The organism is Adhaeribacter radiodurans (assembly GCF_014075995.1).
Lineage (GTDB): Bacteria > Bacteroidota > Bacteroidia > Cytophagales > Hymenobacteraceae > Adhaeribacter > Adhaeribacter radiodurans.
Genome location: NZ_CP055153.1, coordinates 6613134 through 6632276 on the forward strand (window position 1 = coordinate 6613134; position 19143 = coordinate 6632276).

Here is a 19143-nt window from a genome sequence, read left to right on the forward strand (position 1 = left end):
AAAGTAATATTTAGCACAAAGGTAAATTTTTCTCGTAGAATGATTTTTCTTCTTACGAATGTCTGTTTAGATTAATCATAAAACAGCGTTATTTTCGGAATTTTTTCCTGTCTAAAACTATTTTTGAATTGCTAACTTCGCCGCATGAAAACCTTTCTGATTAAAAATGCCCAGGTTGTAAACGAAGGTCAGATTTTTGAGGCCGATGTGTTGGTTCAAGAGGGTAGGATAGCCCGCATAGCTCCCGATTTAAATGAAACAGCGGATGAAGTAATCGATGCTTCCGGCCAGTATTTATTACCGGGAATAATCGACGACCAGGTTCATTTCCGCGACCCTGGCCTGACGCATAAAGCCGATATTTACACCGAATCAAGGGCGGCTGTAGCCGGTGGGGTTACTTCTTTCATGGAAATGCCCAATACCGTACCGAATACCGTTACTCAGGAATTGCTCGAAGAAAAATATGCCTTGGCGGCTGAGAAATCGCTGGCAAATTATTCTTTTTTCATGGGTGCCACCAACGATAACCTGGCCGAAGTACTACTCACCAACCCTAATACGGTTTGCGGTATTAAAATATTCATGGGTTCTTCTACGGGTAATATGCTGGTAGATGAAGCAAGTACTCTGGAGCAAATATTCGAGAAAGCACAATTGTTAATTGCGGTACACTGCGAAGACGAGCAAACCATCCGGGATAACATGACTTTGTACGAAGAAAAATACGGCGACGACATTCCGGTAAGTTGCCATCCGGAGATTAGAAATGAGGCCGCTTGTTTTAAATCGTCGTACTTAGCTACTAAACTGGCTCAGAGATACGGTACCCGATTGCATATTCTGCATATTTCCACGGAAGAAGAACTGGCTTTATTTCAGAACCATGTTCCTTTGGCCGAGAAAAAAATTACCGCTGAAGTGTGCGTGCATCATTTGTATTTTGATAAAGCCGATTACGAAACTTTGGGTACGCAAATTAAATGCAACCCAGCGGTAAAAGAAGCACGCCACAAAAAAGCTTTACTGGAAGGTTTACTAGATAACCGGTTGGATATAATTGCTACTGACCACGCGCCGCATACCTGGGACGAAAAGCAAAATATTTACAAAAAATCGCCTTCGGGGGTACCTTTGGTGCAGCATTCTTTACATACCATGCTCGAATTTTACCACGAGGGCAAAATAAGTTTAGAGCGGATTGTAGAAAAAATGTGTCATGCGCCGGCTATATGTTTTCAGGTGCGGCACCGGGGCTTTATCCGGGAAGGTTATTACGCTGATTTAGTGTTGGTTGATTTAAACCAAACGCATACGGTTAGTAAAGATACTCTTTATTACAAGTGCCAATGGTCACCGTTTGAAGGGAAAACATTTAAGTCGGTAATTACACATAGCTTTGTTTCGGGGCATTTGGCTTATGCGAATGGGCAGTTTAACGAAACCAAGTTCGGCGAGCGTTTATTGTTTGACCGGGAAATTATGAAGAAAAATTTTTCCGAAACGTTGAATAATTAAGGAAACCGCCTTACATTTGCAACCAATAAAAAACGGTGGTTGTAGCTCAGTCGGTTAGAGCACCAGATTGTGATTCTGGGGGTCGCGGGTTCGAGCCCCGTCTCCCACCCTAAAAAGCCTCTGCATTTGCAGAGGCTTTTTTGTTTTACCTTTTCCTGATTTAAAAAAGCAAACGCTTATATTTGCCGCACTTAAAAAGTCGATTGGCTGAAAATATTCCGGCTTTCGGCTTATCTATAATTTCTAATTTAACTAGATGAGTTTACTTGTTGTAGGTTCGGTTGCTTTTGATGCGCTGGAAACCCCTTTCGGAAAAACAGATAAAATATTAGGCGGAGCCGGAATGTTTATTGCTTTAGCTGCTTCTAATTTTGTGAAGCCAATAAATCTGGTGTCGGTAGTAGGGGGCGATTTTTTGAAATCGGATATTGCTATGCTCGAGGAACATGGCGTTAATACTGAAGGTTTGCAGATAAAAGAAAACGAAAAATCGTTTTTTTGGAAAGGCCGCTACTTTAACGACATGAACAGTCGCGAAACGTTGATTACCGAATTAAACGTACTCGGCGATTTTGACCCGGTTGTTCCCGAAAGTTACCAGGACTGCTCATATTTAATGTTGGGCAATCTGGCTCCCCAGGTACAACGCCAGGTAATCGAACGTTTGCGCAATCGCCCGAAACTCATTGTATTGGATACCATGAACTTCTGGATGAACATTGCCCTGGATGATTTGATGCAAACCATTGCTTTAGTAGATGTTCTAAGCATTAACGACGAAGAGGCGCGCCAGTTATCCGGTGATTATTCGTTAAGAAAAGCCGCCAAGAAAATTATGGCAATGGGCCCGAAATTTCTGATTATTAAAAAAGGAGAACATGGCGCCTTATTATTTCACCAGGATCAGGTGTTCTTTGCGCCGGCCTTACCGTTAGAAGAAGTGTTTGACCCAACCGGAGCGGGTGATACTTTTGCGGGTGGTTTTATTGGCTATTTGGCAAAAACGCATGATTATTCATTCGAAAACATGAAGCGGGCTGTTATTCATGGTTCTGCTTTGGCTTCGTTTTGCGTAGAGAAGTTTGGACCGGAACGGATTATTGGTTTAACGGAGGCCGAAGTACAGGATCGGGTACAACAATTTGTAAGCCTGGCCTCGTTTGTAATTTAAGTAAAGTAGTAAGTCCAGAAATCAACTTACTAAATAAGTAAATACATTATCTATTTTAAAGCCATTGCTTTTACCTAAAAGCAATGGCTTTATTTTTTACGGTCAGTCTTTTTCAAAAAAGATATAACGGCAGCCATCAATAAGAAATCCTAAAACTAAAATAAAAACAGAAGCAAAAAATCCGGAAATATAGAAATACAAACCTGTTTGGCCGTCTGAACGACAAGAGGTCTCGGGGCCTATCTTTACAAAGAAAATAAATCCATTCAGGAAAGTGTAAATAATAAAGGAAAAGATGCGGTACCTGTTTTTAAAATAAAGATTAGGTAATGCTACATGCCACTGATGAACTTTGTAAAATATGACAGATGCCGTAATTAAAATAAGAAAAAACAGCACCCGGATGGTTATCAATACACCTGCTTCGCAGTTGCCTAAATGATTAGATAACGAATCCTGCAAAAAAGCAGCAAAAATACCTGTGCAAATAGGTACGAATGGTATTAAGGATAGAAGAGCATTTTTCCAGCTTAATTTGGTGAAAGTAAAATCCATTATGATTTATTAGCCCTGGATGCTAGCTTGGGTTGGATAGGTTTATGAGCTATAAAGTTGTTATTGAAGTTAAACGTAGAACTTATAACGGGCAAATTACTACTAACTTAATATTTTTGAATAAGATAAATCCCCAGCAACAGCAAGGCGACTCCTAAAATCCGCAGTGGACTAACTGGGTGAGTTTGAAATCCCAGCCAACCAAAATGATCAAACAAAACGGCAAATAATAACTGACCGGCCATCACAAAGCCCAAAGTATTGGCCGCTCCAATTTTGGGTGCTGTAATAACCACCGACACAATATAAAAAGCCCCCATAATACCACCTAACCATTTCCACCAGGCAATGTGCGTTAAGACCTGCCCCGAGGGTAACTCCTTAGAGGCAGTAGCAATTACTAAAATAACTAAAGCAACCGCTCCCACTAAAAAAGAAATTAAGGCAGTTACTAAAGGGTTATTTACCAGCAGCCGAAGTTGGGCATTAGCCCCCGATTGTACTGCTATTCCAGATCCGGCAATAAAAGCAATGACGTAGTAAATTTCTTTTGGCATATTGTAAGCACAGGTAAGAGCCACAAATTTAATAGCTTTTCAGAAGCTAAATTGTTAAAATTCAGGTATAAATTTATTCTAATTCTAAACGGTCGCCGTGACTTGTTGGCTGCGACGTAACCGTGAAAAGTAAATCGTTAGTGGTGTGGTTTAAAATTTGGTGGTGCTGGCCGGGTAAAATATGTAGGCCATTTTGCGCTTGAACGGTATACATTGCGCCATTCACCAGAAAAGTGGCCGTACCCGAGATAATGTAAAAAAACTGCTGTGCCACCCGGTGATAATGTATTTTCTCCGCGGCACCAGCCGGCATGCGTTCCTGAATAATACTTAATTGCGGCGTTTTTACTAAGTGCCAGCCTTCGCAATTATTGCCCCAGCTATAATGTTCGGCGTTTGCCAGGTTTTTGATCATGCTAAATTTACTTTTTGAAAATGTTCAACCGTTGGGAAGGGGTCGTAAAAGTGATGCAGTAATTTTTTCCATTCCTGGTATTCTGCTGATTGCCGAAAGCCAACAGTATGATCTTCCAGGGTTTGCCATTTTACGAGCAATACGTACCGGTTTTCTTTTTCCAGGCAGCGTTGCAGTTCATGGGAAATGTAACCCGGCATTTGACTTATTATTTTTTGAGCTCGGATAAAAGCTTCTTCAAACGCGGTGGTTTGTCCGGGAATAACATCCAGTAGCGCAACTTCCAGAATCATAAAATCAGATTTTAATGGTGCATAAATATACTTTTATGCGGGGCTTCCGTATATCCATATTCTAAATATTTACTCAGATTAAAAATAAGGAGGATATCATGAAAGGTAAACAGAAATTAACGAATATACCAGATAACGTTTTTGATGACCCCAATAAGCAGATTTTAAATAAAAGCGGTGAAATTATCGATGATAACGAAGATATGACTAAGAAGAGTGCCTTATCGAACGGTGATACTCAGGTAATGAATGCCGATCAGAATCAGGTGTCACGGGAAGGTAACAAAAACCGCGATCACGTGCAGGGCGATAACGACGATCATCATAACCAGTTAAACCGCCCTCGCAGCAACCCAAGCGATAACCAAGGCAGATAATTTAGATGTTAGACAATAGACATTAGATTTTAGAATCAAAAAAAAACGGAGCTGATAAAACAGCTCCGTTTTTTTTTAATCCAAGATACTTACTAGCTAACACCAGAATAAAATAAGCCAAATGAATTTAAATTTGCTAATTCCTCTCTGTGGTAAAATTAGTAGCAAAGAATAATTGATACCAGTTTGGCTATGGAGGGCCTTTTAGCCTTCCGATGCTGCAAAGTAGCATGGCGCAACGCAGTGAGCCAAGGTTCGCCGGCCACGAGGTAAACTTAGAATGTTGCATTACATCAGCAACACTAAATGGCGACTTGTAAAGGCTCCATGGAAATAATTAAGAAAACCTTAAACTACGTCTTAAAAAGTTCAAATTAATCTAACCTCCAGCTTCTAATATCAATTATCTAGAACTCCTGTTTCAACCAAAGTTTAAAATTATGCTGCTGTTCTGGCGTAGCAATCGGAAGTTTTTGAATGGTATACTTTGCTAAATGTTGTTGGCCATCAGCAGTTAGCGTAACGGTACGTAAAAATTTGTTGCGGAACAGGGTTACTTCATAAGCGGGTTCATTCTGCAAGAGGACGGCTAAATTACCTTCTATCCGGCGGCCGTTTACTGCAATTAATTCATCTTCTGTAGAAAGTACCTGGGCGGCGGGGCTATTTGGCTCAATGTAACTTACCAGTAAACTGCTGTTATTTAAAGTGGTTTTAAAACCAAATTGCGCTTCGTTAACTCCAGCATTGGATTCTTTCCACAAAAAGCAACCTACATAGTTCAACGCTTCGTTTAAAGGTTCGTGTACGGGTACCGTACCATAAATAATTTCATCAAAATAATTTTGAAGCGATTGTCCGGCAACCTCTTCGGTCAAACGTTGATAATCTTGTTCCGTGTAGCCCATTTTTGGTTTCCCAAATTCCTGCCACAACCGCCGCATTACATCGTCTAAAGATTTCTGATTACTAGTAATTCGCCGGATTTCTAAATCTAATAATAAAGCGGCTATACAGCCTTTGTGGTAAATAGATACTTTCCGGTCGGGGATACCAGGTTTGTAGCCATCCAGCCATAATTCAAAAGAGGAATCGGCTACCGATAAATGGTATTGCCCAAAATCATCGAAATGCTTGCGTAACACTTCGTTAAGCTCAGCGAAATATTGTTCCGCTGAGAAAATACAGCAACGAGCCAGTAAATAATCGCCGTAGTAAGTAGTAACGCCTTCGGCCACGTAGCCCGTCCGGAAGTAATTTTCGCGGCTATAATCGTAGGGCATCATTTCGGCCGGCCGGATTTGTTTAATGTTCCAGGTATGAAACAATTCGTGACAGCTTACTCCCAATAATTCTTTATACAAGTCCCGGCTCATCAGCAACTCGCCGGGGCCCAAAGTAATAGTGGTGGAGTTGCCATGCTCTACGCCATGGTAAAACCGGTACGGTAAAATCTCATTTAGAAAATGGTATTCGGTTACCGGAAAATCCTGAAATAAGGCGAGTTGCTCTTCCGTGAATCGTTGAAAATCTGGGAGTATCCGGTTCCATCCTGGCCGGCAATTGCCCTGAAACCATATGTGAAATGGAATGTCATGTACCTGGTACGACTGGTGTTGCAGGCTAGGGCTGGCGATTAGGGGACAATCTACCAATTCGTCGTAATTAGCGGCTTCTAAAGTTGTTTTATCTACTTGTTTTAAACCACAGGCCACTTGCCAATCATTCGGTATGCTTAAATGGAGTTGGCAAGGTTGTTCTTCCCGGGCTATTACGCTCATCAGGCAATTTATTGGATTTACGTAAAGTTGTGTTTCGTCGAGCCAGGAACCACCTGCATCGAGTTGGTGCGCGTAAAAATTGTATTGTACTTCTATCTCGGTTAGATTAACCGGATAGATACGCCAGCAGTCTTTGGTTATTTTACGATAGTTTACTGGTTGCTGCAGGTTATCCATTACTTTAAACTGCTGAATTTTTTGCGCAAAGTTTTGCAGTTCGTACCGGCCCGGACGCCAGGCCGGTAGTTGCAGTGCTATTTCGGTAGTATTCTGGAGAGGAATAACCATTCGGATTTGCAGGAAAAATGTAAGCGGATTAGAAAAGGAAATATAATAGTGAATCATAGGAAAACTACTTGCAGCATTCGAAATACGTAAATTCTAAATAAATAACTAAATTCGGTGTAGTTCCGCGTTTGCAATTCTCCTGATTTCGGACTTTAATAAAAGTAAATAATTGTGGGCAATGTTTGTAATTTACGAAAAGCTTCCTAATTTTGCAGGCCAAATAAAAAGCTTTGTTTTAAGATGAAAAGAACATTCCAACCTTCTCAAAGAAAAAGAAGAAACAAGCACGGATTCCGTTCCAGAATGGAAACGGCTAACGGTAGAAGAGTGCTTGCTAGCAGAAGAGCAAAAGGTCGTAAAAAACTGACCGTTTCAGACGAAAGAAGACACAAAGCTTAATTTTACTGGACGTTAGCGTCTGGTAAAGGCATACGTGCATGAACGCGGCGTCTGAGAATCCCGCCGAAAGAAACAACTCTTATAATTTAAAAAAAGAAGAACGTTTGCGTAGTAAAAAGCTGATCGAGCAGCTTTTTCGCGAGGGTTCTTCTTTTAATTTGTACCCTTTGCGGTTTGTCTATATAAAAGCAGCTTCTCCAGTTGCTATTGCCCCGCAAATACTTGTTTCGGTGCCGAAGCGAAATTTCAAAAAAGCAGTAGATCGTAACCGAATTAAGCGGCAAATTCGCGAAGCCTATCGCCTCAACAAAGCCATTCTGTTTCCAACGGAACTCAACCCCCTTCAATTACTTGGCATTCTGTATATTGGTAAAGAAAAAAAGCCTTTTAAAGTTATTCAAAAAAAACTAATTTCAGGTTTACAACGTTCCTTAAACGAATAGGCGCATCCGTTTACAAATCTGAATTATTATGGTTAAAAAATTTACCGCAGGCCTGCTGGTATGTGCAACAGTTGGTTTCCTGGCTTCCTTCACATCCGATGATAATGGGCGGTACTTCGAAATCGCCAAAAACCTGGATATTTTTGCAACTCTTTTTAAAGAGGTAAATACGTATTACGTAGACGAGGTGACGCCGACTAAAATGGTTAAGACGGGCATCGACGCCATGCTTAAATCATTAGACCCCTACACCAATTACATTCCGGAAGATGATATTGAAGATTTTCGTACCATGACTACGGGCCAGTACGGTGGTATTGGGGCCAATGTAGGCAAGCGCGATGGTAAAACAATTGTACAATTGCCCTACGAAGGCTATCCGGCCCAAAAAGCTGGTTTATTAGCTGGCGACGAAATTATAAAGATAGATGGGGTTAATATTGAAAAGAAAAACTCCTCAGACGTAAACAAGCTTTTAAAAGGACAAGCTAATTCAGTGGTAGAACTGGAGGTAAAACGGTATGGCAGCGATAAACCGCTGTCCTTAAAGATTACCCGCGCTAAAATCCAGATTGATAATGTGCCTTACTTTGGTATGGTAAGTAACGATATTGGTTATTTGCAGCTTTCCGGGTTTACGATGGAGGCAAGCCGCGAAGTGCGGAATGCAGTTACTAAATTAAAAGAACAAGGCGCCAAAAAGCTTATTATCGACTTGCGTGATAACCCGGGTGGGTTATTAAACGAGGCAATTAATATATCTAACTTATTTGTAGAACGTGGCCGCGATATTGTAAGTACCAAAGGCAAAGTAATGGAATTTAATAAAATGTATAAAGCGCTCGATGAGCCTTTGGATACGCAAATTCCGTTAGCTGTTCTTACTAATTCACGTAGTGCTTCGGCTGCTGAAATTGTTTCGGGTGTTTTGCAGGATTACGATCGCGCGGTACTGGTAGGGGAGCGTACTTTTGGTAAAGGATTGGTACAATCTACCCGACCCTTAACATACAATTCGCAGTTAAAAGTAACCACAGCTAAATATTACATTCCAAGCGGCCGGTGTATTCAGGCTATTGATTACTCGCACCGCAATGAAGATGGCAGCTTAGGTAAAATACCGGATTCGTTGCGTGTAGCTTTTAAAACTACCAGCGGCAGGGTGGTATACGATGGGGGCGGCGTAAGCCCCGATGTAGAGGTGACTGAAAAAGAGTATTCGCAAATTGCTAAAACACTGGCAAATAAAGGTTACTTTTTTGATTATGCTACCAAATACCGGGTAGAACATCCCACTCTGGCTAACGCGAAAGATTTCCATCTATCAGATGCCGATTATCAAAAATTTGTTTCTTTTCTGGCCAATAAAGATATCTCGTATTCTACCAGCGTGGAGAAGGCAATGGATGAGCTGGTAAAAAAATCAAAAGATGATAAGCACTTCGAAGATATAAAGGCGGAAATTGATCTTATCAAAAAGAAAATATCTACGAATAAGGCGAATGATTTGACTCGTTTTAAACCTGAGATTAGTGAATTGCTGGAACAAGAAATTGCATCACGGTATTATTTCCAAAAAGGCATGATTGAGTCCACTTTCGACGATGATCAGGATATTGTAGCGGCTATTAACTTACTAAGTGATACGCCCAAATACAACGCTTATCTCCGTCCTTCAGCCGGTAATAATACTACCGTCCGGAAAGGTAAGTAAGAGTAATAACTCTTGTTTAGAATTTTTAAAGGTTAAAAGAGGAGCAAGTTGTCTGAGATAGCTTGCTCCTCTTTGTTTAATTTTACTTATTACTAAAGCTTACAAACGTTTAAAATAACGTAAGCCCAGAATAAACTACTAATGAATTAAAAAGAAGTATTCTTAGGGATTGTAGCTTTTTTGTTCTTGCCTAGAAAGTTAAATGCTTGGAGACGAGTTTATATTAGCGGTGGGTTAGTAATTGGTAAAAACGCTGAGCCGCTTCAGGTAATTGCTCCCGGCGGCCTTTCAGATTTTGCCTGATTTCATTTCCGCTTAATTGTTGTACGCTGCCTGGTAATTGCCGCACGGCTTGGTTGATTACACTATCCGTTAAATTCTGCTTTAGCTCTGCTGCAACTTTAGTAAATTTTTCTTTTGGCATTTTAGCTAATACAAGTGTATCTAAATGAACAGAATTAATAATTAAACTGGAAATATCATCTAGTTTCGCGGAGTATTGCCCAAATTTAGGTAATGCCCATTGGCGCGTAACCAGCCAGGGTAATAAGCCATCGCGGTAGTTACAGAAAGCCTGGTCCCGGTCTTTGGGAATAGGTACATACCGGATTTCTGATCCGGTGGGGTAAGCCGCCCACATCCATTGTCCAGTATGCCGGTCCCAATCGCCAATTAAAAAATCAAAAAGCCGGCATTTTAAGTACATATCCGCATCAATACGCTGATTGGTAGTCTTTACTTTTTGCAACAAAGTATGGGTTGGTATAATAGTGGTAGCACCTTCTAAACCGGGGTAAAACTGGGGATTGCCTTGATACTTTTCTTCGAGCAAAAATAATTTCCCGCCTGCCCGGGGAGCGTAATTGCCAAATAAAGAATCATTCGGACGAACGTACCGTAGTTGTGGATGCGCGTGGAAGATACCTGCTGCTTGCGCTAGAACCGGTATTACTAATGCTCCGTATGGGTTTGCTCCCGAAATTTGATCGCGAACAAAATTGCCTAAACTGGTTTTTTGCCAGAAGGGTGGTAGTACCGATATGGGATCTTTATCTACTGAACGCAACGCGTATGTACGGCCGATAGAATCGAGAAGCGTGAAGCTTAACGTTTGCATTCCACCCCCAACTTCGGCAATTTTTAAGCCGCCGAACGTTTTATCTAAATACAGTACTTTAGCTTTTACGGGTACGGTCCAAATAGCTCGGTTGTGTTTGCCCAGAAAAAAATTTCCGAATGCTGAACGCGCGTATTGAGGACCGGCACTTACTAATACAGTATCGGGTAACCCGTTGGCGCTGCGGTTTACAGTAATAGCCGGAGGAAGCGGCGGCGGGGCGTATTGCCGGAACAGAAGCCAGAAACTTACCAAGCCTAATATCAGTACTATAAAAATTAACCGTCTTTGCTTACTCATGCGTTCAGGTTGCTGGACGCTTTTTTAAACGGAAACACCTGGGAATGTTCTGTTATTGAATAAAAAATAAAAACGGATAAAATCACCAGCCGATAATATGTAAGAAAGTAAACTTATGAAAAGAATAAAGATGGTTTTTTTACGGATGAAGTAAAATTAAAACTGTAAATACTTAATATTATATCGTATAACTTTAAAATTAAGATAACTATGGCCAATAACGCGCAATACACCGGTATTAACGAATCGGTTTACAACAATTTAAAACAAAAGTTATCCGGTTTTGGCATCGACCTGGAAGGTAATTCCGGTAAGGTATCAAAACAAGGAGTTTCAGCGCAGTACGCCTTCGATCCGGCTACTCAAACCTTAAATATCAATAATGTAAATGTGAGCTTCCCGGCTAGTATGATGTTTAGCTCAGACAAAATTATTGGAATGATCTCAGAAGCGGTACAAGGGGCTGGCGGCTCTAAAGTAGCTTAATTTACAAAAAGCGCCGTATAAGTACGGCGCTTTTGCTTTTAGAGTATTTTACTTACATTTATTCGTAAGTAATTAGTAATAAATAGCAGTTACAAGACAGTAGCGCAAAAACATTTCTTTAAAATTTCGTAAAAAGCATTCTTCTACAGTTAAAATCTATTAAAGAATGAAAATGCTCCTCAAACTTAAAGCTTATAATTAGTCGATAAATCTTCTGGTTATTACCTAAATAAATGCATACCAATTTTGTTAATGTATGTAAAGGTTTTAGGTATAATCTCTTTAAATAACTCATATTTCAATTCAATACCATTTTAGTTTATTTCGCTTCCTCAACTAAATAAATTAAAGGCTATGCGGAAATTAGCGGCGCTATGATCTCCAATTTTTCAAAGTTGTATTTACTGATAATACTGATTTTAGCTCTGCCGAATATTGGCTGGGCACAAAATACTGCAACTGTTAGCAGCGAAAAGCAAAATGACTCAAAGGTAGTACATACTATTTTTTTAGTGGGAAATACAGGTGCTCCAGCGGATACTGGTGCCGGATCAAAGCTTCAGTTACTAAAAAAACAGTTACAAACAGCCGGAAAAGCCAGTAATCTGGTGTTTATAGGAAATACATTTTATCCCCGTTTATTACCACCGGTTAATGATCCGCAACGGATGGCGGCCGAGCAAGCCTTAAAAGCGCAGCTAAATAGCTTAAAAGGATATCCCGGCCAAGTTCATATTATTCCCGGCGATCATGAGTCAAAGAAAGATAAAAATAATGCCGAACGACACGCGCGCAATCAGGAGCAATTTATTCGGGAATACCTGCAAAACGAAGGTATTTTTTTGCCGGAAAGCGGTTGCCCGGGGCCGGAGCTAATTGAAATTAACGAAAATCTCTTACTCGTATTACTGGATACAAAATGGTTTTTACCCCGTAGCCCTAAAATAAACGAAGATTTAGGATGTTCGGCAAACAGTGCCGCCGCTGCTCTGGCCGAAGTAGATGATATTTTAAAAAGTAATCCGCAAAAGCAAGTTGTAATAGCCTCACACATTGCCCAGGATATTAAGCCTTTTACGTACCGGGCTTTTCAGAAAGGTTACGCCGAAATTTTCCGGCAGCATGCAGGCTTAATTTACGCCGAAGATAGCAGCCCCGCTTTAGAGTATGCCTGGCAAGATAGTATAAACTACATCCGGACAGGAGTGGGATCACTTACCCGCAGAATAAAGCAAAAAATAGCCCCTCTTTTTACTCATCCTCAACCTGGTTTTGCTAAAATTCTTTTTTATGAAAACGGAGAAGCCTGGCTCGAATTCTGGACTGCTGCATCTAACACTGATTTAGCAGGGAAAATGGCTTTCCGGCGGTTATTAATGCAAAAAGCTACTTTGGCGCAGCTAAACGCAAACATTAAACCAACGCCGGTTCATGATTATGCCGATAGTATGGTAACCGCAAATGCCAGCAGTTTGTACCAGGTGAGCAAATTTAAACAATGGTTACTAGGTAAGAATTACCGACCGGAATGGATAACTCCTGTTACTTTGCCGGTTTTTGACGTGAGCAGAGAAAAAGGCGGGCTAAAAGTAGTACAACGTGGGGGCGGATTTCAGACCCGTTCGCTGCGCCTGGTAGATGCAGATGGCAAAGAGTATGTAGTAAGATCGGTAGAAAAATACCCCATCGAAGCTATTCCACGAGCTTTGCGCCGAACCATTGCGGCCGATATCGTGAAAGATCAGATATCGGCTTCCCACCCTTATGCGCCTCTTGTAGTGCCCACACTGGCTCAGGCAGCCGGAGTGTATCATACGAATCCTAAATATGTATTTATCCCCGACGATCCACGACTGGGTAATTTCCGCACGGGCTTAGCAAACACTATTGCTTTGTTTGAAGAACGTCCGGATGATGACGAATCGCAGGCGCCGCATTTTGGCCGATCTAAAAAAGTATACAGTACCGAAAAAGTACTCGAAAAAACTCTGGAAGACAACGACGACCAGGTAGATCAGAAAGCAGTGTTACGGGCCCGCCTGTTCGATTTCTTTATTGGCGATTGGGACCGCCACGAAGATCAGTGGCGCTGGGCCAGTTTTGAAAATGAAAACGGGAAAGGGAAGTATTACCAGCCCATTCCCCGCGACCGCGACATGACTTTTTTCGTGAACCAGGGGATTATTCCGAAGATTGCCAGCCGTAAGTGGATTTTACCAAAAATTCAGGGTTTCGACGAAGCCATTCGGGATGTAACTACTTTTAATTTTAATGCCCGTTATTTTGATCGTACTTTTTTAACGGAACTTGCTTTAGAAGACTGGCAAACCGTAGCCGCCGATGTGCAGCAACGCCTCACCGACGAAATTATTCAAGCAGCGCTAAATAAATTGCCGGCTCCTATTTACAAAATCCGCGGCGAAGCGGCTGTGAGCATTCTAAAAGCCAGGCGAGCCAGGCTGGTAAAAGATGCCACGGACTATTATAAATTTTTAGCGCGGGCAGTGGACGTAATTGGTTCTAACAAAGCCGAGCTGTTTGAAGTTACCCGTCAGGACGACGAACACACTTTAATAAGAGTACATAAAATAAGTAAGAGCGGGCAAAAAGAGCAGGTTATATACGAAAGAGTATTTAAAACTTCGGAAACGCACGAAGTACGGTTATATGGCCTCGGTGACAACGATCAATTTACGCTAATGGGTTCGGTAAAAAGAGGGATTCTAATCCGGATTATCGGAGGCGAAGGCGAGGATAGCATAACGGATAACTCCCAGGTAAAAAAAGGCTTCAAAAAAACCATAGTTTACGATACAGCTACCGGCAACCATTTACAGCTCGCTTCGGAAGCTAAAAACGAAACTTCTGACCGCGACGAAGAAATAAATGAGTACGATCGTAAATCTTTCAAATACAATTACCTCGGTCCGCTGGCGTCTATTGAGTACAACAAAGACGACGGCTTTTACCTGGGTGGTGGTTTTTTAGCCATTCAGCAAGGCTTCCGAAAAGAGCCCTTTGCCGCTTCGCACCGTTTTGTGGCGAACTATGCTTTGGCTACTCATTCGTTCTTGTTTAATTATGCGGGCTATTTTACTAAATCTTTAGGAATTTTTGATGTAGCATTAAACCTGGACGTAAAAACCCGGAATTTTAGCGATAACTTCTTTGGCCTCTCGAACGAATCGGTTTACAACCAAGAATTTGATATTGATTATTACCGCTACCGGTCGGAGCGTTACCATTTTAATGTTTTGTTAGGTCGCCAGTGGGGCAAATACCAGCAAGTTTTGTTTGGCCCGGCTTACGAATTTGTGCAAGTACAACATAAGACTGGCAGTAAGTTAGAAGAGTTTAATCCGAAAGATTTAAGTTCCAATGATCCATTTGCGGGTAAGAGTTACGCGGGCTTGCTGCTTTCGTACGTGTTAGATAGCCGGGATAATAAAACCTTGCCTAACCGGGGTGCTTATTTTCAGGCAGATATGTCCAACTATTTGGGCACGAACAGCACTTCCACTAATTATTCGCGCATAAATGCGCAAGTGGCTTTTTTTCAGGCGGTATATTTGCCCTTTAAAGTTGTTCTGGCCGGCCGGGTTGGGGGAGGTACTACGCTCGGCGATTTTGAATTTTTTCAGGCCAATACCTTAGATGGACTGTATAATGTGCGAGGCTTCCGGCGTTCCCGTTATTCTGGTCGAACCAGTTTTTACAATAACCTGGAAGCACGTATCCGGCTATTCAGTTTCCAAACGTATTTATTTCCGGGCGAGGCTGGTATTATGGCTTTTCATGATGGTGGCCGGGTTTGGAACGATAAAGAAAAATCAAATAAATGGCACCGGGGTTACGGCGGCGGTTTTTGGTTTGCTCCGGTAAACTTAATTGTAATCACAGCAGGATACATGATTTCGGACGAAAACCGGTTGCCTTTAATTAGTGCCGGATTTTTATTTTAGAAAGTAGCGCCCGAATGGACACCAATTAAAGAGGTTTGCGTATAAAGTTTGCTAATGGCCAAATGGTCCTGTAAAAAAGTAACACAGTAGTAAAAATTACAAACATTAACGCATAAAACTCATGAAAGATCAACAATTAGAGCATTTGAAAATACAGCCGGAAGATTTGTCGAAAACATTTGAAAACGTAATGCACGTTTTTCAGCAAGGAAACACCGAACGGTTACCTGATTTACTGCAGGATGCCGGTAATTTGTTAATGAAAGCCAGCCGTAAGCTAAGCACTACCCAATTGGTTTTAGCGGTAGCTGCCTTGGCGGTAGGTGTTATTTTCGTAGCGAAGCGCGTAGAAGCAGAGCTCGAAGAAAATGATAATTCAGGAAATTAATAAGCTAAGTTAAAAAGCTATAAACAAAAAAGGCTGCCTTAGAGGCAGCCTTTTTGTTTATAGCTAAAAAGTAACATCTAATTTAGATAGATAGAAAATAATTCAAACCGATGCGACGCAAAGCTCCAATGGGAGGCAGACGGATGTATTTCCTGACCATCGCGGTTTAAGATAGTAACAGCTACCCCTTCGCTTACATTTAAAGGTTCGGTAAAACATTTAACAGCATAGATCCGGCCCGCCTCAATCCACTCATCCGGCTCGAAGTTAGGTAAGGAATCATCGATGCAGTGGGCATATAATGCCACATATTTGGGAGGAATGTTTAAATTTACCATAAAACTAAAACTATTAAAAATGCCTAAATGTTCCGCTGCAGCCGGGCCATTACCTTATACCAGTTAGCGACGGTATTTACCAAGTAAGTTAACAAAAGATAGAAACAAATTTTTATAATCAAAAATTATTTCTGGCTTTTTTAAAAAATTTCTTCTTAATCTTTATAGCTTTTGTAAAATAAGGAACAAATAAGCTCTTTAATTAAAAATTATCTTTACACCTGCTACTTTCTTCTTAACCGCTAAATTTAGCCTTAACCGGTATGGTGTACTGCATACCTTCGGTTTTGAACGATACCAGATAGTTAATCTGCATCTTGCCGGAAATTGCCAGAGCTATCAAAAAGAAAGCTAAGCGGCTGATTAGGATTACGCAAAATTTCGTCGGCTGTTATACCCCAGCGCTTCAGCATTTCTTCGAACATTTGGGCATACGCCGAACTAGACCAAGGGTTAAATACCGAAGCCGTGATGTCGTCGATTAAAGTATCTAATACCAGCGTTGAATCATTGGGCTTAACGGGCCGGACAAAATATTCCGGGATTATGTTTAACAAGTAGCCGGCATAATACACTTGCGCCGAAAACTCGGCTGCCTGTTTTGCGGATAAGGCATGGCCTTTTAATTGTTGCCACAATCGTTCGAGAGCTTCTTTAATAATCCCGTTATCCAGTAAGCAACAAATTAGTAAAGTATCGCCCAGTTTCAGGCTAATTACCATGCTGTGCAAATCATCGCGAAATTCAAAAGGTAAATCGCCGGGTGCATCTGGTTTAAGGGGTACTTTAAAAACTGAGCAAGGTATAAAATCTGAAAATACCATGGGTACCCGAATAGATTGCAGCCCCTTAAAAAACGATTGCACCTTATCGAGCATGTACACATCTTCGGTAAGCGGGTATTGAGGGGTAATAAGTGGGTTTTGTTCGGCTATAATTTCGCGGATTAGTAACCCATAAAAAATTTTACCCAACCATTTAAAAATTACCTGATCGTCTAGCTCTTGCCAACCGGGTAAGCCTTGAGCAGCAGTAGCTTGCACTTGTTGTTCTAGCGGATCGATATAATTTTGCCGACAAACCGAGCAGCATGGAAGCGTTAATTGAGAGTACGTAACAATTTGTTTATCTAAGAGCAACAGCTCCTGATGAGCAAAATTATATTGAGCCATTAACCAGTCCGGGAAAACCGGAATAGTATCTTTTGGGGTAACAGATTGGCCGCACAAAAAGCAGTTATTTCCAGTAAAAGCTAGTTTATCGAAGGGGTTATAAAGGGTAAGATCGGTCATTATGTATTTAAAACGTGCCCACAAAGATACAAAATACCTGTTTGTGGAAAGGAACTTTGCGAATAGCTTTGTTTTATGAGTTTGTATATCAATAGATTAATATCTGCCTGCATTTTAAACTTTTACCACCTGCAACTATTTTTAATTAATTGGAATCTTCGATTTATGGTAGTACTACTTTATGTCCGCATATAAATTCAGGAGCGGGCACGGTACTTGTACTTACGATACTACATTAGTATCATTATTCAACCCACATTGATAAAACTTATGAAATCTTTCTTTTTTTCGTTACTTACTTTATTTGTTATGAGCCAGGTAAGTTTTGGCCAGGTACCGGCTACCCCATCAGCCTTGCCTCCTTTAGTAAACGTATCGGGCTACGCCGAAGTAAAAGTGCAACCCGATGAAATTAACCTGCAGGTGGCCGTAGAAACGCGGGATAAATCCTTAGACGAAGCTAAAAGACAAAATGATAAAAATGTAGCTACTATTTTGGCTTATCTTAAAAAAAGCGGCGTAGATGCTAAAAATGTACAGACAACCTACATGAGTGTGCAACCCATTTACTCAGGTAATTTCGGCCAGGCTACGCCGGATGTATATACGGCTACTAAAACCATTAATGTACTGGTTAAAAAGATCGGCTCCTTCGACGAGCTATTATCCGGTATTTATAAAGCAGGAGCTAACCGCGTGGATGGTATTGATTTTAGAACATCGGATTTACAAAAATACCGCGAACAAGCCCGAAAATTAGCTATTCAGGCGGCTCGCCAGAAAGCCACTGCCTTAACTGCCGAATTGGGTGCCAAAGTTGGCCGGGTATACTCCATAAATGAGGGAGGAAACAATTATCCTGGTCCTATTGCTTACGGCCGGCAAGCTAATAAAATGATGGAATCGGCTGCTTTTGATGCCGGTGGACCTACTATTTCAGTAGGGCAGATTATAGTATCTGCTACTATTGATGTTAGCTTTTTAATTGAATAGAATAAGTAATTTTTGTTAAAAATGCCCGGTTTAGCCATAGTTAAACCGGGCATTTTTATTTAGAAATGAAATAAGACTAATCTTTTAATAATCAGCCTGTTTATTTAAACATTTTCTTTCAATTAGAGTTAATTAAAATAATATAAGGCTCTTGCAAAATGGCAAATAGTCAGATACCTACAGTTTGAATAAGATAAATAAGAATAAAGAAAAGTACGGGTTAAAAAGGAAAATGAAGAATTAACTCGAATATGCGGTGTCTGTCGGAAAACTTTTTACACATTGATTGGGACGAAGAGTATGATATTATTTATCTGGAATGGCATTATTATCCAGGCAGCGAAAAATACCGCGAAAGTTTAGAATTAGCTTTAAATTTGGCCCGCCGCAAAAACGTAAGGTATGGCATTGCTAATGTTAATCAAATAATCAATCTTATGCCCGACGACCTTACCTGGTTAATTGATACTTGGTTTCCGGGGCTATTAACATTATCCATCCAAAAAATAGCAATAATTTTACCTTCGGATGCTTTTGAAGAGTTGGTGGCCGTTTATTTAAATAAGTTGAGTATTTCTGTTTTGCCTTTTGAAATTGAATTCTTCGATCACCCTTATCAGGCGTATGGCTGGGTAAAAAGCGGACTTTATCCTGGCCCGAGTTTATACGTGTAAATTCTCTTTTGCTCCGGAATTAAAATATATAAGCGTAGAATTTAGTGGTAGTTATATTTTTATAAGAAAACTCACAAATTCT

The 19143-nt window shown here is 40.8% G+C and carries 19 protein-coding genes and 1 tRNA gene; 12 read left to right on the forward strand and 8 right to left on the reverse strand.

What is annotated here, in order from left to right; all coding sequences use genetic code 11:
- Nucleotides 1–144: 144 nt before the first annotated feature.
- The 3 genes from HUW48_RS26065 (at nucleotide 145) to HUW48_RS26075 (ending at nucleotide 2689) form a co-directional block, all read left to right on the forward strand.
- Entirely contained in the window at nucleotides 145–1518 is a 1374-nt protein-coding gene (locus HUW48_RS26065; protein ID WP_182413719.1) for a dihydroorotase, read from the forward strand.
- 34 nt (nucleotides 1519–1552) lie between these two features.
- Nucleotides 1553–1628: transfer RNA gene (locus HUW48_RS26070), tRNA-His, on the forward strand.
- Nucleotides 1629–1774: 146 nt separating this feature from the next.
- Nucleotides 1775–2689 carry a PfkB family carbohydrate kinase gene (locus tag HUW48_RS26075; RefSeq protein ID WP_182413720.1) on the forward strand — a complete coding sequence of 305 codons (915 nt, stop codon included), beginning with the start codon at nucleotides 1775–1777 and terminating at the stop codon, nucleotides 2687–2689.
- Nucleotides 2690–2791: 102 nt separating this feature from the next.
- On the opposite strand, the gene HUW48_RS26080 is transcribed toward HUW48_RS26075, so the two are convergent.
- The 4 genes from HUW48_RS26080 to HUW48_RS26095 form a co-directional block, all read right to left on the reverse strand.
- Entirely contained in the window at nucleotides 2792–3244 is a 453-nt protein-coding gene (locus HUW48_RS26080; protein WP_182413721.1) for a hypothetical protein, read from the reverse strand.
- A gap of 107 nt (nucleotides 3245–3351) precedes the next feature.
- Nucleotides 3352–3801 (reverse strand): DMT family transporter, encoded by a 450-nt coding sequence (locus tag HUW48_RS26085; RefSeq protein ID WP_182413722.1) that lies wholly within the window; start codon nucleotides 3799–3801, stop codon nucleotides 3352–3354.
- Nucleotides 3802–3874: 73 nt separating this feature from the next.
- A complete protein-coding gene (locus tag HUW48_RS26090; protein ID WP_182413723.1) occupies nucleotides 3875–4216 on the reverse strand; it encodes a cupin domain-containing protein in 342 nt (113 codons plus the stop codon).
- Nucleotides 4213–4509, reverse strand: a complete 297-nt coding sequence (locus HUW48_RS26095) for an antibiotic biosynthesis monooxygenase family protein (RefSeq protein ID WP_182413724.1) — start codon at nucleotides 4507–4509, stop codon at nucleotides 4213–4215. The genes HUW48_RS26090 and HUW48_RS26095 overlap by 4 nt, the downstream gene beginning before the upstream one ends.
- A gap of 98 nt (nucleotides 4510–4607) precedes the next feature.
- Here HUW48_RS26095 and HUW48_RS26100 point away from each other — a divergent pair, with 98 nt between their 5' ends.
- Nucleotides 4608–4886 carry a hypothetical protein gene (locus tag HUW48_RS26100; RefSeq protein WP_182413725.1) on the forward strand — a complete coding sequence of 93 codons (279 nt, stop codon included), beginning with the start codon at nucleotides 4608–4610 and terminating at the stop codon, nucleotides 4884–4886.
- Nucleotides 4887–5293: 407 nt separating this feature from the next.
- Here the strand turns inward: HUW48_RS26100 and HUW48_RS26105 are convergent, their stop codons facing one another.
- A complete protein-coding gene (locus HUW48_RS26105; protein ID WP_182413726.1) occupies nucleotides 5294–7012 on the reverse strand; it encodes a M61 family metallopeptidase in 1719 nt (572 codons plus the stop codon).
- A 183-nt stretch (nucleotides 7013–7195) separates the two neighbouring features.
- Between HUW48_RS26105 and rpmH the strand changes: the two genes are divergently transcribed.
- Genes rpmH through HUW48_RS26120 form a run of 3 tightly spaced genes read left to right on the forward strand, consistent with a single transcriptional unit; the run spans nucleotide 7196 to nucleotide 9511 of the window.
- Nucleotides 7196–7354, forward strand: a complete 159-nt coding sequence (gene rpmH / locus HUW48_RS26110; RefSeq protein ID WP_007659000.1) for a 50S ribosomal protein L34 — start codon at nucleotides 7196–7198, stop codon at nucleotides 7352–7354.
- 38 nt (nucleotides 7355–7392) lie between these two features.
- Nucleotides 7393–7797: a ribonuclease P protein component gene (rnpA, locus tag HUW48_RS26115; protein WP_182413727.1), complete on the forward strand. Its 405-nt coding sequence runs from the start codon at nucleotides 7393–7395 to the stop codon at nucleotides 7795–7797.
- A gap of 28 nt (nucleotides 7798–7825) precedes the next feature.
- A complete protein-coding gene (locus tag HUW48_RS26120; protein ID WP_182413728.1) occupies nucleotides 7826–9511 on the forward strand; it encodes a S41 family peptidase in 1686 nt (561 codons plus the stop codon).
- A gap of 223 nt (nucleotides 9512–9734) precedes the next feature.
- On the opposite strand, the gene HUW48_RS26125 is transcribed toward HUW48_RS26120, so the two are convergent.
- Nucleotides 9735–10928, reverse strand: a complete 1194-nt coding sequence (locus tag HUW48_RS26125; RefSeq protein WP_182413729.1) for a hypothetical protein — start codon at nucleotides 10926–10928, stop codon at nucleotides 9735–9737.
- A gap of 210 nt (nucleotides 10929–11138) precedes the next feature.
- On the opposite strand from HUW48_RS26125, the gene HUW48_RS26130 reads away from it, so the two are divergent.
- The 3 genes from HUW48_RS26130 (at nucleotide 11139) to HUW48_RS26140 (ending at nucleotide 15764) form a co-directional block, all read left to right on the forward strand.
- Nucleotides 11139–11414: a hypothetical protein gene (locus tag HUW48_RS26130; protein WP_182413730.1), complete on the forward strand. Its 276-nt coding sequence runs from the start codon at nucleotides 11139–11141 to the stop codon at nucleotides 11412–11414.
- A gap of 395 nt (nucleotides 11415–11809) precedes the next feature.
- Nucleotides 11810–15376 (forward strand): BamA/TamA family outer membrane protein, encoded by a 3567-nt coding sequence (locus HUW48_RS26135; RefSeq protein ID WP_182413731.1) that lies wholly within the window; start codon nucleotides 11810–11812, stop codon nucleotides 15374–15376.
- 121 nt (nucleotides 15377–15497) lie between these two features.
- Complete coding sequence (locus tag HUW48_RS26140) at nucleotides 15498–15764, forward strand: hypothetical protein (protein WP_182413732.1); 267 nt, start codon at nucleotides 15498–15500, stop codon at nucleotides 15762–15764.
- A 77-nt stretch (nucleotides 15765–15841) separates the two neighbouring features.
- Here HUW48_RS26140 and HUW48_RS26145 read toward each other — a convergent pair whose 3' ends face one another.
- The gene (locus HUW48_RS26145; protein WP_182413733.1) at nucleotides 15842–16102 is read right to left on the reverse strand and encodes a hypothetical protein; all 261 of its coding nucleotides are present in this window, start codon (nucleotides 16100–16102) and stop codon (nucleotides 15842–15844) included.
- A gap of 305 nt (nucleotides 16103–16407) precedes the next feature.
- Nucleotides 16408–17394, reverse strand: coding sequence for a hypothetical protein (locus tag HUW48_RS26150; protein WP_182413734.1), 987 nt, complete (start codon nucleotides 17392–17394; stop codon nucleotides 16408–16410).
- Between the two features lie 270 nt (nucleotides 17395–17664).
- On the opposite strand from HUW48_RS26150, the gene HUW48_RS26155 reads away from it, so the two are divergent.
- Together HUW48_RS26155 and HUW48_RS26160 are read left to right on the forward strand one after the other, a co-directional pair.
- Nucleotides 17665–18387 (forward strand): SIMPL domain-containing protein, encoded by a 723-nt coding sequence (locus HUW48_RS26155; protein ID WP_182413735.1) that lies wholly within the window; start codon nucleotides 17665–17667, stop codon nucleotides 18385–18387.
- A 251-nt stretch (nucleotides 18388–18638) separates the two neighbouring features.
- Entirely contained in the window at nucleotides 18639–19061 is a 423-nt protein-coding gene (locus tag HUW48_RS26160) for a hypothetical protein (protein ID WP_182413736.1), read from the forward strand.
- The last annotated feature ends 82 nt before the right edge of the window (nucleotides 19062–19143 follow it).